Raw genomic sequence first — 12,154 nt, forward strand, 5'->3', positions numbered from 1 at the left:
CCCTTTCACGCGTTCGCTCCCCGGTTCACCGGGCTATCCCCGCCAGGCATGTTGAGCGCGCTTGATATCAGAGCCCGTTCGGTGATTTCGGTGCCCACCAATTCGCGCTTGACCGCCCCGTCATAGAGCACCAGCACACGGTCGCAGCAGCCGATCAGCTCGTCATAGTCGGTCGAATAGAACAGGATTGCCGCCCCCGCGTCCGCCAGCTTGCGCATCAGCTGATACAGCTCCTGCTTGGTGCCGACATCGATGCCGCGCGTCGGATCGTTGAGCAGGATGATGCGCGGCTGGCGCATCAGCCATTTGGCGATGACGACCTTCTGCTGGTTGCCGCCCGACAACGCGCCGACCGGAATGTCGAGGCCGGCCGTCTTGATCGCCAGCAGGCCGACCATGTCGTCGATAAGCCGCTGCTCGGCGGCGCGGTCTATTATGCCGCCTTTCGACAGCCGGTCGAGCGAGGCGAAAGACAGGTTCTCGCGCACCGTCATCGGCAGCATCAGGCCTTCGGTCTTGCGATCCTCGGGAATGAGCGCCATGCCGATGCCGTTCTCGCGTGCGGCGGCGGGGCTGGCGATGCCCACTGGCTTACCGTCGACCAGGATCTGGCCGGAAAGGCCACGCAGGACGCCGAAGAAAGCGAGCAGCAATTCGCGTTGGCCCTGCCCGTCGAGGCCGCCGAGGCCGACCACCTCGCCTGCCCTGACCGACAGCGAGATGTTGTGCAGGCGATCCGTCCAGGAGAGCTTGCGGGCTTCGAGCACCGGCGCGGTGGTGGCCGGCGCGAATGTCGGCTTGGGCGGGAAGATATGGCTGTATTCGCGCCCGATCATCAGTTCGACGACTTCACTGTCGCTCTTCGAGCCGGCGGGATAGCTGGCGACATTGCGGCCGTTGCGGAACACCGTGCACTGGTCCGCCAATTCGGCGATCTCGTTCATGCGGTGCGAGATGTAGAGCAGCGCCAGCCCTTCCGAACGCAGCCGCTTCAGCACAGCGAAGATCTTCGACACATCCGCCGCCGTCAGTGCCGAGGTCGCCTCGTCGAGGATCAGGATGCGTGGCTTCCTGGCCAATGCCTTGGCGATCTCGACCATCTGCCGGCGTGACAGCGGCAGGTCCTTGACCAGCGCCAGCGGATGAATGTCGGATGCTCCCGCACGCGCCAGCGCGTCCTCGGCGATGCGCCGCTGCGCCTTGCGGTCGATCATGCCGAAGCGTTTCGGCGGATCGGATATGACGATGTTGTCGGCGACGCTGAGTTCGGGAATCAGCGACAACTCCTGGAAGATGCAAACTATGCCGGCCTTGTTCGCGGCGCCCGGCGAGGCGAAGGTCGCCTCTCGCCCGTCCAGCACCATGCGGCCCTCGTCGGGCGCAACGACGCCCGCCATGATCTTGATCAGCGTCGACTTGCCGGCGCCGTTTTCGCCGAGGATGGCGTGGATGCTGCCGGCCTCGACCGACAGGTCGGCCTTCTCCAGCGCCCGCACGCCGCCATAGCGCTTCGATATGCCTTCCATGCGCAAGAGCGGAGCCGCACCGTCCATCAACCCTCCCAGGGCGCTCGAACATTCAAGAACCGGCGCCGCGGCTTAGCCGCGGCGCCGAAACGATATCCACTGGAAACTACTGATTTTCCTTGGTCTGACCCATGATTTCCTGGGCGCTGAAGTTGATGCCGCAGGTCGGGAAGGAGTTGCCGACGAAGAAATTGTCCGACTCTTTCGGGAAGTAATCCGTGCCTTCCTTCATGTTCGGATCTTCGGCGATCGCCAGCGGCAGCTTCACCTCTTGCGGCACCACTTCGCCTTCGAGCGCTGCAATCGCGGTCTTGATGGCGACGGCGACCTGGGCCGGGCCCGAGCCCGCGGAAGAGCACTTCAACCCGTCGGCCGAATGCGCCGCGCAGAACTTACGGAAGCCGTTTTCGGTTTCACCGCCAAAGGGCACAAACGGATGCTTGGCGTCGATCATCGCCTGCACGATGCCGGTGTCGCCGCCCTGGCCGGTGATGCCGTCGAATGGCCCGTTGGTAGCGATCGCGTCGGCGGTGACCTTCTGTGCCACGCCGTCGTCCCACTTGCCGGCGACTTCGGTGACGTCCCATTTCTTGCCGGAAGCGTCGAGCACCTCGTGGATGCCGTTGTGGCGATCGGTATCGACGGAGGTGCCGGCAACGCCGCGCACTTCGAGAATCTTGCCGCCATTCGGCACCTTCGCGACCAGCCATTTGGCCCACAATTCGCCGAGGCCCTTCTGGTCCACATTGACGTTGATGGCATCCTTGGTGTCGAGGATGTTGTCGAAGGCGACCAGCACGATGCCAGCCTGCTTGGCGCGCTTGATGACCGGGCCGAAGGCGGTCGGGTTCTGCGCGTCGGTGACGATCGCGTCATAGCCGGAATCGATGAAGTTGTTGATCGCCGAGATCTGCGCCGGCACGTCCTCGCCGGTCGAGACGACCTTGAATTCCTTGATCTTGGCTTTGACGTCCGGCTGGGCGGCATAGGCCTTTGCGGTCTGCACCATCTGGATGCGCCAGGTGTTGGCGATATAGCCATTGGCGAAGGCGATGCGGTATGGGCCTTCCTTTTTGGGATATTTGAAGAATTTCGTGTCCGCGCTCCAAGGCGCGAAGCAGTCGGCTTGGGCGGCCGGGCCCGGCACGATCTCGGGGCCGGCGGCCATGGCGGCCGAGTTGAGCATGACGAATGCGCTGGCGGCAACGATGCCACCTACCAGTGACTTGATCATCGATAATCCTCCCATTTTGTAATTCTGACGTCGTTTCGCGATGTGAATTTCGCACGGTCGGCTCCGGCTCCTCCTGCCTTGCCGTACCTGCCTTTCCGATGGCCAATGGTCTATGCGATGCCTCCTCCCCCGTCGTTCCCAGGTTGCTGGGAAAATAGCATATTATACATAATAAACAAGAATTAGTTGTCGCTTATGTATAATAGACAGGCGCCGTACCGTTGCATTTCTCTTTTCTGTCCGACGACGACGGTAGCGCTACCATGAACGGTGTGTAAAGCGCCCTTTCTCTTGATCGCGAAAGCGTGTTCAGCGCGCCGTGCTCTCGCGGCGCATGAGTTCGAAACCGAGATCCACGACGCGCTGCTGCGGAGGCTCGCCTCCTATCGCCGCCAGCGCCATGGCCACTGCCCGCCGTCCGATCTCGTAGCGGGGCGTGCGGATGCTGGTGACGGAGGGAAACGCCACCTGCATCATGTCGAGATCGTTGAAGCCGACGATGCCGATCCTCTTGGGCACACCGATCGAAGCGCGATGACACTCGAACAGCGCGCCTAGCGCGATGTCGTCATTGTTGCAGAATACGCCGTCGAGCGTCGGCATCTTGGCCAGCGCGTCGCGGAAAAGTTCGCGTCCCAGCGTCACACTGGACGGCACCGGCGTGGTGGTGATCAGTCGTGGATCGAATAGGCCGGCTTTCTCCACTGTCATGCGGTATCCGGCCAAGCGCCGCTGCGAGCGCGGATCCATGCGCGCGCCGATGAATCCGATGCGGCGATAACCTGCTTCGAGCAGATGCTCAGTCGCCGCCCTGCCCCCGTCCAGATGCGAGAAGCCGACCATCATATCGACCGGATCCGGGCCGGTTTCCATGACCTGCACCACCGGGCAGCCTGCGTTCTCCAGCAGTTTTCGCGAGGCCGGAGTCTGGTCGATGCCGGCCACGATCAGCGCCGCCGGCCTTTGCGGCCCGAACACCTGCAGCAGCCGTTCTTCCTCGAGGCCGGAATAGTGGGTGTTGCCGAGCTGGATGCGGAAGGCGCTATCCGACAGGCTGTCATAGATGCCACGCACCACCTCGGCAAAGACGTTGTTGGTAAGCGACGGCACCAGCACGCCGAACACCTCGGCGCGGGCCGAGGCCAGCGCCCGCGCGTTGGGATCCGGCACGTAACCGAGCTCGTCGACGGCGGCCTGGATCTGGCGGCGCAGGTCCTGCGAGACCCGCTCCGGCTCGCGCAAAGCACGGGACACGGTGATGGCGCCTACGCCCGCCTTGCGCGCGACGTCTGATATGGTCGGGCGGCCGCCGCCTCGGCGCGAGCGCGGCTTGATCAAGGACAGGCTCCATGCGGTGCCTGGCCGCCAAGGCGCTGCCGCAATACGATCGACGTTGCTGTCGCCATTTCACCAGCCTGTGCCGCACCACTCGCCTCTGGCGTCGCGCAGCCCCGGCCCGTTGTCAAGCCGAGGCGCTTGCGGGCGAGTGCTTTCGCTCTGCCTCAGGCCATCGCCGTTGCGCCGCGTCTTGCCTTCCAAAGCACCAGCACCATCACCAAGATGTTCAGCAGGTTCCAGGCGATGCCGTTCAGGAACGCGGCGGCGTAGGAGCCGGTCAGGTCGTAGATCCAGCCCGACATCCAGCCGCCGATCGCCATGCCGAAAATGGTCGCCATGATGACGATGCCGACGCGTTGGCCGGCCTCCCTGGCGGGCATGTATTCCCGCACGATGATCGCATAGCAGGGCACGATGCCACCCTGCGACAGGCCGAAGACCAGCGAAACGACATAGAGCGAGGCAAGCCCGTCGAAGGGAATGTAAAAGAACAGTGACAGGCATTGCAGCACCGAGCCGATAAGCAGGGTCTTCACTCCGCCGATGCGGTCGGCAACGAAGCCCGAAGCCACGCGGCTGACCACGCCGGCCGCCATCATGATCGACAGCATGTCGGCGCCATGCGCGACGCCGTAGCCAAGATCCATGCAATAGGCCACGATATGCACCTGCGGCATCGACATCGCCACGCAGCAGCCAAGACCAGCAATGACGAGCAGCACCTGGAGTGCCGTTGGCGACAACGAGATCGGCTGCACCAGCCGGCTGCCCGCGGAACCGGCGGCCGCGATCGGGGCGCCGCGCCGCAGCATCAGCACCAGCGGCACCATGGTCGCCAGGCAGAAGATGCCGATGGCCACATAGGTGAAGCGCCAGCCTTCCGCCTTCATCAGGGGTGGCATGACGGTAGGCCAGATCGTTCCGGCGAGATAGCTGCCGGCCGCGGCCGCCGCCACGGCGACGCCGCGCCGGCGGTTGAACCAGTGCGAGATGTCAGCGATCAGCGGCCCGAAGATCGCCGATGTACCGACCCCGATCAGCAGGCCCTGGGCGAGCGTGAACTGCAGGATCGAGGTCGACAGCGCCGCCAGCAGGAAGCCGGCAACCAGCGCCATCGAGGAAACAAGCGCCGGGATCCAGTAGCCGACACGGTCGATGGCGCGCCCGACCAGAACGTTTCCGGCGGCAAAGCCGACCATGGTCGCGGTGTAGGGCAGAGCGGCGTCGGCCCTGTCGACGCCGAACTCGGCCTGCACGGCCGGCAGCACCACGACCACGGCCCACATGCCGACGCCGCCGACTGTCGACAAAAGCATCGACACCGCCAGCCGTATCCATGCATGCGAGCTGTCGACGACCGCATTGCCGGCTGCTGGTGAGGAGAAGATCGAGGCCAAGCTGTTTCCCATTCCGTCATCGACATTGACCATTGTCGCGGTCATGCGGCCTAGCGGCCGACGGTCCTTCCACCACTATCGGCGCATTCGCGGCGCCGAGCAGCGCCACGTGGGTAATTCCATGGTTCCAGGGTTCGCCGGTTCCGGGCTCACCGGAACGTGCGACGATGAAGGACGTTTTGCAATCGGCTCAACGCGAAGGAGATTGCCATGACCGCGAAACGGAAATGGTCGGCTGAGGTGACCGAGCACAGCAATGCCATGGATCTCGAAGACCATGTCTTCGAATCCCACGACCCGAAGAAGATCGCGGCTTCGCTCAAGCGGTCGGCCGAACACAGCGACCGGCGCAAGGCCGAACCGTTCCAGTCCGCCATGTCGATGCTGAACTTCTACATCAACCGTGCCGGCAAGAACCTGCCGGCGAAGCAGAAGAAGGTGCTCGAGGACGCCAAGGACGAACTGCGCGCGGCGTTCGGACGTGAGAAGGAAGAGTAGGCAGAAAGCCGCGTGACGGATTCCTGGAACGGCTTATCGTGACCTGATCACGCCGTCTGTGTTGGCGAGCAGCTTGCGCACCGCGGCACGCGCCGCGTCGGGCCGCTGCAGGCGGATGTTCTTCTCGATCGCCTCATGCATCTTCTGTGCGTGCTGCAAATCGTCGAGTTCCCGCGTCGTATAGGTGAAGAGATGGTCGAAGGCGGATTCGATCAGCACCCCGAGCGGCACCAGCAGGTCGTTGCCAGACGCCCGCAGGATCGCGAGATGAAAGCGCGTGTCGGCGCGGGTGCGCTCCTGCAGGCTTGGTGCCTCGCCCATCTCGCGGCAGGCCTGGCTGATTTCGGCCATCTGCTCGTCGGTCCGCCGCATGGCGGCAAAGCGGATGCCTCCGGCTCGATGATGTGGCGGAATTCCTGCACGGTCTTCAGAAATACCTCGCGGTCCGGCGAGGTCGCGTACCAGGCAAGCACGTCGCGGTCGAGCAGATTCCAACGCTCTTTCGGCTCGACCCAGCTGCCGATCTTCGGGCGCGAGGCGAGCAGGCTTTTGGCCATCAGCATCTTGATCGCCTCGCGTACCGCCGAGCGGCTGACGCTGAAGGTCTCCGACCATTTGGCTTCGTTGGGCAGGATGGTGCCGGGCGGATAGTCGCCGCGCACGATCCTGAGCCCGATTTCGCTGGCCAGCGAGGTGTGCACGCTGGAACCCGGAATGCGCGCCGCATCGGTGCGGCGAACGCCGGCCTGACGCTCGGCCGATGCCGCTTTTGCCGGCGATTTTTCCTTGTTCGGCTTCGCGTCCCGCATAGGCTCCAGAAAGTCCGGATTGAGCAAGCTGTCAAGCACGGCAAGCGGGTTCACCCGCAAAGCCGGCTTCTGTGCACAGCTCAACCCCGGCGGGGCCTGTTTTCAAGAGATCCTCACGTATTTGCGCCAGCTGTGTTCCGGCCGAAAGCCCAACATGTCGCGCGCCTTGCGATTGGACAGCAGCGTCTCGAATTCGCCGAGCTCACCCGTGACCGGCACACCGGGATAGAAGCGCTTCAGCAGTTCCGCGGTCGGCAGGTCCGACGACGTGTCGTCATTGGCAGCGTTGAACACCTGGTAGCCGAGCCCATCCTTCTCGATGGCGCGCAGCGTGATCTGGCCGAGGTCGCGCGCATCGACATAGCTCCAGGCGATGCGCTTGCGGAAACCGGGATCGGCGAACCATTTCGGAAACAGGGAGTATTCGTGCGGTTCGATGACGTTGCCGATGCGCAATGCATAGATGTCGGCACCGTCGCGCTGCGCAAAGGCCCGTGCCGTCTTCTCGTTGACCACCTTGGAAAGGGCATAGCTGTCCATCGGATCGACGTCGTATTCTTCGTCGAGCGGGAAATATTTCGGCGTGCGCGGCTCGTTGGCGAAGACCAGCCCGTAGGTGGTCTCGCTGGAGGCGATTATCACCTTGCGGATGCCGAGCTTCACCGCCGCCTCGATGACATTGTAGGTACCGAGCGCGTTGATGCGGAACACTTCGTTGTCGGGCGTGATCATGATGCGCGGGATCGCGGCGAAATGCACCACGGCGTCGACGGGCTGGGGGCGCAGCGACGGGTCGAATTCATGCAAACCCGCATAGCTCGACAGCGCGTTGAACACCTGCCCGCTGTCGGTGATGTCGGTGATCAGCGTGCGCACCTTGGGATTGTCGAGCGGCTTGGTGTCGATGTTGAGCACCTGGCAGCCCTGCTCCACCAGATATTGCACGACGTGGCGCCCAGCCTTGCCGCTGCCGCCGGTGAACATGATCCGCTTCATTATTCTGGTCTCCACGAAAGCTCAGGAATTATGTGTATTGTCAGACAATATTGCTTTCTGCAACCGCTTGCGGCTAAAAGAGCGGCGACATTATCGATAATCGCAACACAGGACAGACAGCATGAACACGACCGCCGCGAGCGAGAAGATCGGCTTCATCGGCCTTGGCCTGATGGGTCATGGCATCGCCAAGAACATCGTCGATAAAGGCTATCACCTGACCTTCCTCGGCCGCAAGAATCGCAAGCCGGCGGAGGATATGGCTAATCGCGGCGCCCACGAAGCCTCGACCTCCCGCGACGTGGCGGCGGCATCGACGATCGTCTTCATCTGCGTCACCGGTTCGCGTGAGGTCGAAGCCATCATTCGAGGCCCCGGCGGTCTCAAGGAAGGATTGAGAAAAGGCTCGGTAGTCGTCGACTGCTCGACCTCCGACCCGGTCTCGACCGCTGCGCTGGCCGCCGAACTCAAGGCGCTCGGCGTCAACTATGTCGATGCACCGCTCAGCCGCACGCCGAAGGAGGCTTGGGAAGGCACGCTCGACGCCATGGTCGGCGCACCCGACGCCGTCTTTGCCAGGGTCAAACCGGTGATCGAAACCTGGGCCGGCCGTATCGTCCATATCGGCGACACCGGCGACGGCCACCGCATGAAATTGCTCAACAATTTCGTCTCGCTGGGCTATGCGGCGATCTATTCCGAGGCATTGGCCTTGGCCGAGAAGGTCGGCATCTCGCCGCAGCGCTTCGACAGCGTCATCCGCAACGGCCGCATGGATTGCGGCTTCTACCAGACCTTCATGCGCTGGACGTTGGAGGGCGACCGCGACGCCCACAAATTCACTATTGCCAACGCCCTCAAGGACTTGACCTACCTCGAATCGATGGCGGGTTCTGCCGGCATCGCCAACCCCCTCGGCAACGCCACCAAGAACGCTTTCGCCGGAGCACACGCCACCGGACCGGCCGAGCAGTACGTGCCGATGCTGGCCACCCATATCGGCAAGGTCAACGGTGTCGATCTGATGCCGATGAAAGATGGAAAGAAACAGACGATTTAAGGGTGAGAAGCGGTCCGCGCACCGGATGAAAAGCCAATAGCTTGGCTTTTCGAGCTTCGAACGCCGGGAGCCTGCGAAAGGCCGCAGAAGGCTACGCATCGTCCATAGAAAGGTGATCACCAAGCGCGAGCGTCGATCACCCTCGCCCTCTTCCGATCCCTTCATCGGTATCGGCGAGTAGCTTGTGCACGGCGTTGCGCGCCGCTGAGGGGCGCTGCAAACGAATATTCTTCTCGATCGCCTCGTGCAGCCTCTGGGCCCGCCGTTGGTCGCCGACCTGCTGAGTCGTGAAGACGAAGAGATGGTCGAGCGCCGACTCGATGAGCACGCCGAGCGGCACCAGCAGGTCGTTGCCGGAGGCCCGCAGGATGGCGAGATGAAAGCGCGTGTCGGCCCGGATGCGCTCCTGAAGGCTTGCCGCCTCGCCCATCTCGCGGCAGGCCTGGCTGATCTCGGCCATCTGCTCGTCGGTCCGCCGCACCGCGGCAAAGGCGCTCGCTTCCGGCTCGATGATATGGCGGAACTCCTGTACCGTCCGCAGGAACACCTCACGGTCCGGCGCGGTCGCGTACCAGGCGAGCACGTCGCGGTCGAGCAGGTTCCAGCGCTCCTTCGGTTCGACCCAGCTGCCGATCTTGGGGCGCGAAGCGAGCAGGCTTTTGGCCATCAGCATCTTGATCGCCTCGCGCACCGCCGAGCGGCTGACGTTGAACGTTTGCGACCATTGGGCTTCGTTGGGCAGGATGGTGCCTGGCGGATAGTCGCCGCGCACGATCCTGAGCCCGATCTCGCTGGCCAGCGAGGCGTGCACGCTGGCACCGGGAAAGTGCGCCGCATCGGGCCGGCGCATGGCGGCCGGACGGCGGCCGGCCTGTGCCTTGTTCCGAATGGCTCGCTTGTTTGACTTTTCGTCCGGCATCCACGTTCCAATGCGTCGGCCGTACCTGTTCCGGTCAGGAACTGTCGGGTGCGCCGATGCCATTGCCGAAAATTCGAACCACGGGCGCGCCAAAGCCGGAGCCGCTGCCCCTGAAATGCGTGTCCCTGTTCGTCAGCAGAGGTGGCGGGGCGCCCGTTGACGAGCGCCCCGATCGAGACGCCTACTTCTGGATGCAGGTGTCGACCGTATCCTTGGTGCATTCGTCGAGGCCGGTGAACACCGGATCGTCGACCTTCTTGCCTTCGACCAGGTCGATCATCACGGACGGCGCCTTGTAGCCCATCTCGAACGGCCGCTGGCCGACCAGCGCGGTGACAAGGCCATCCCGCGCGATCGCCACCTCGTCGCCGATCGTGTCGGCGGCACCGATGACGAAGTCGTTGCTGGCCAGCTTGTCCTTCAGCGGTCCAACCAGATCGCGATAGGGCTGCGGCGCGCCGAACAGCGGCCAGCCGCCCATGATGCCGAACGCATCGAGCTTGGGGTTGGCGGCAAGGATGTCGGTCATCGCCTGGACGCCCTTGGCGCCGTCGTCATTGGTGAACACCGGACAGCCCGCCACTTCCGTCCAGCCGCCTTCGCCGGCAAGGGCTGCAAGTCCTTCCTTGCCCGACAGCGCGTCACGCATGCCTTGCGCGCGGCGAAGAATGTTGTCGGCCGCCGGATTGCCCTCGATGGTGCAGATCGTGCCGCCATTCGGCTTGGCCTTCTTTATGTATTCGCCGATCTTCTTGCCCATCAGATAGTTGTCGGTGCCGAGATAGGTCTTGCGAAGTGCTGCGTCTTCCTTGGCAAGGTCGGCATCGACGGTCATGATCGGGATCGACGGGTTGGCGCTTTTGATCGTTTGCGCGATCAGCGGCGCGTTGGACGGCGAAATCGCCATCGCCACCGTGTCCGGCTTGCTCAGCATATCCTGCACGATCTGCGCCTCGCCGGCCTCGTCGGAAGTCGATGCCGGACCGGTGTAGAAGCACTCATATTCCGAGCTGGCGTTTTCCTTGTTCCATTTCTCGCAGCCCTGGTGGATCGCCTCGAAGAACGGATTGTCGAGACCTTTCACCACGATGACGAGCTGCTTCTTGGCCAAAGCCGGCCCGGCGCCCAACGCCATGGCGGCGACGGCGGCGAGCAAAACTGTTTTCCTCATGTCAGTCCTCCCTTGGAAACAGACGGACACGGCGTGCCCGCCACACAGATCGGCCGAATGCGAGATGACAGAAGCAAGCGCTCGTGCCGTCAGGCCAGGCCGATAAGCATTTTCAGATGCGACCAGCCCGGCAACGATGCCGGCACGGTCGATAATCCTCTACCGGTTGCGCCGCCAAACGACGTCGTCAAAGCCGGCATATCTTCCTCCGACGCTCAACTAATAACGGCTTGCCGCCAACGTCAATTGCTATTTGTCCTACAAAACGGATTTTTCCCGAAAAGCGGGGATCTCATTCGTCTGACAATTGCCCAAATCTTATTCATCAGACAATTGACGCCCGCGCAGGCATTTGCGTAAATGACCGCGTCGCTGCTTCCGGGAGGAGCTGGGGGAGCGAACCGAAGCCGTCGCCCCTTCCGGGACAGACGGCCAGACATGGGAGGCAAAAGGCTGGTGGCGGTTCTCGAACTCACCAACATCTCAAAGCATTTCGGCGCCATCCAGGCGGTGAACGACGTGTCGCTGTCGATCGAGCCCGGCCAGGTCGTCGGCCTGATGGGTGACAACGGCGCCGGCAAGTCGACGCTGGTCAAGATGATCGCCGGCAATTTCCGCCCGAGCCACGGCACCATGCAGATGGACGGCAAGGATCTGATCCTGCACAAGCCGGTCGAGGCCCGCCAGCACGGCATCGAGATCGTCCACCAGGATCTGGCGCTGTGCAATAATTTGACGGCGGCGGCCAATGTCTATCTCGGCCGCGAACTGCGCCGCGGCGTCGGGCCCTTCCGTATCCTCGACTATGCCGCCATGTACAAGCGCGCCGGCCAGATATTCGCCGAGCTCAAATCCGAGACGCGCCCGCGCGACCTCGTCAAGCAGATGTCCGGCGGTCAGCGCCAGGCGGTGGCGATCGCCCGCACCATGCTGTCACAGGCCAAGATCGTGCTGATGGACGAGCCGACAGCGGCGATTTCGGTCCGCCAGGTGGCGGAGGTCCTCAACCTGATTCGCCATTTGCGCGACCAGGGCATCGCCGTGGTGCTGATCAGCCACCGCATGCCCGACGTTTTCGACGTCGCCGACCGCGTCATCGTCATGCGGCGCGGCAGGAAAGTCGCCGACAAGGCGATCGCCTCGAGTTCGCCCGAGGAAGTGACAGGGCTGATCACCGGCGCCATCGAGCAGGTGGCGTGAGAGCGG

The 12,154-nt window shown here is 63.3% G+C and carries 10 protein-coding genes and 1 pseudogene; 3 read left to right on the forward strand and 8 right to left on the reverse strand.

Features of this window, described 5'->3' with window-relative positions; genetic code table 11:
* Nucleotides 1-5 precede the first annotated feature (5 nt).
* The 4 genes from ACIU1A_RS14955 to ACIU1A_RS14970 all read right to left on the reverse strand — a co-directional run bounded on the left by ACIU1A_RS14955 (nucleotide 6) and on the right by ACIU1A_RS14970 (nucleotide 5,507).
* Nucleotides 6-1,553, reverse strand: a complete 1,548-nt coding sequence (locus ACIU1A_RS14955; protein ID WP_404927611.1) for a sugar ABC transporter ATP-binding protein — start codon at nucleotides 1,551-1,553, stop codon at nucleotides 6-8.
* 79 nt (nucleotides 1,554-1,632) lie between these two features.
* Nucleotides 1,633-2,760, reverse strand: coding sequence for a sugar ABC transporter substrate-binding protein (locus ACIU1A_RS14960; RefSeq protein ID WP_140515835.1), 1,128 nt, complete (start codon nucleotides 2,758-2,760; stop codon nucleotides 1,633-1,635).
* A gap of 309 nt (nucleotides 2,761-3,069) precedes the next feature.
* The gene (locus tag ACIU1A_RS14965) at nucleotides 3,070-4,098 is read right to left on the reverse strand and encodes a LacI family DNA-binding transcriptional regulator (protein WP_404927612.1); all 1,029 of its coding nucleotides are present in this window, start codon (nucleotides 4,096-4,098) and stop codon (nucleotides 3,070-3,072) included.
* 164 nt (nucleotides 4,099-4,262) lie between these two features.
* Nucleotides 4,263-5,507 carry an MFS transporter gene (locus tag ACIU1A_RS14970; RefSeq protein WP_140500151.1) on the reverse strand — a complete coding sequence of 415 codons (1,245 nt, stop codon included), beginning with the start codon at nucleotides 5,505-5,507 and terminating at the stop codon, nucleotides 4,263-4,265.
* 198 nt (nucleotides 5,508-5,705) lie between these two features.
* Between ACIU1A_RS14970 and ACIU1A_RS14975 the strand changes: the two genes are divergently transcribed.
* The gene (locus tag ACIU1A_RS14975; RefSeq protein ID WP_140499848.1) at nucleotides 5,706-5,993 is read left to right on the forward strand and encodes a DUF3175 domain-containing protein; all 288 of its coding nucleotides are present in this window, start codon (nucleotides 5,706-5,708) and stop codon (nucleotides 5,991-5,993) included.
* 33 nt (nucleotides 5,994-6,026) lie between these two features.
* Here the strand turns inward: ACIU1A_RS14975 and ACIU1A_RS14980 are convergent.
* Both ACIU1A_RS14980 and ACIU1A_RS14985 read right to left on the reverse strand, forming a co-directional pair.
* Nucleotides 6,027-6,802: pseudogene (locus tag ACIU1A_RS14980) on the reverse strand (FadR/GntR family transcriptional regulator).
* A 102-nt stretch (nucleotides 6,803-6,904) separates the two neighbouring features.
* Nucleotides 6,905-7,801 (reverse strand): NAD-dependent epimerase/dehydratase family protein, encoded by an 897-nt coding sequence (locus ACIU1A_RS14985; protein ID WP_404927921.1) that lies wholly within the window; start codon nucleotides 7,799-7,801, stop codon nucleotides 6,905-6,907.
* A 118-nt stretch (nucleotides 7,802-7,919) separates the two neighbouring features.
* Here ACIU1A_RS14985 and ACIU1A_RS14990 point away from each other — a divergent pair, with 118 nt between their 5' ends.
* A complete protein-coding gene (locus tag ACIU1A_RS14990; protein WP_404927613.1) occupies nucleotides 7,920-8,858 on the forward strand; it encodes an NAD(P)-dependent oxidoreductase in 939 nt (312 codons plus the stop codon).
* Nucleotides 8,859-8,994: 136 nt separating this feature from the next.
* On the opposite strand, the gene ACIU1A_RS14995 is transcribed toward ACIU1A_RS14990, so the two are convergent.
* Complete coding sequence (locus tag ACIU1A_RS14995) at nucleotides 8,995-9,777, reverse strand: FadR/GntR family transcriptional regulator (RefSeq protein ID WP_404927614.1); 783 nt, start codon at nucleotides 9,775-9,777, stop codon at nucleotides 8,995-8,997.
* Nucleotides 9,778-9,958: 181 nt separating this feature from the next.
* A complete protein-coding gene (locus ACIU1A_RS15000) occupies nucleotides 9,959-10,948 on the reverse strand; it encodes a sugar-binding protein (RefSeq protein WP_404927615.1) in 990 nt (329 codons plus the stop codon).
* Nucleotides 10,949-11,404: 456 nt separating this feature from the next.
* Here ACIU1A_RS15000 and ACIU1A_RS15005 point away from each other — a divergent pair, with 456 nt between their 5' ends.
* The gene (locus ACIU1A_RS15005; RefSeq protein WP_140521596.1) at nucleotides 11,405-12,148 is read left to right on the forward strand and encodes an ATP-binding cassette domain-containing protein; all 744 of its coding nucleotides are present in this window, start codon (nucleotides 11,405-11,407) and stop codon (nucleotides 12,146-12,148) included.
* Nucleotides 12,149-12,154 lie beyond the last annotated feature (6 nt).

The sequence above is a fragment of the Mesorhizobium maamorense genome, assembly GCF_044998965.1.
In the GTDB taxonomy this organism is placed as follows: domain Bacteria; phylum Pseudomonadota; class Alphaproteobacteria; order Rhizobiales; family Rhizobiaceae; genus Mesorhizobium.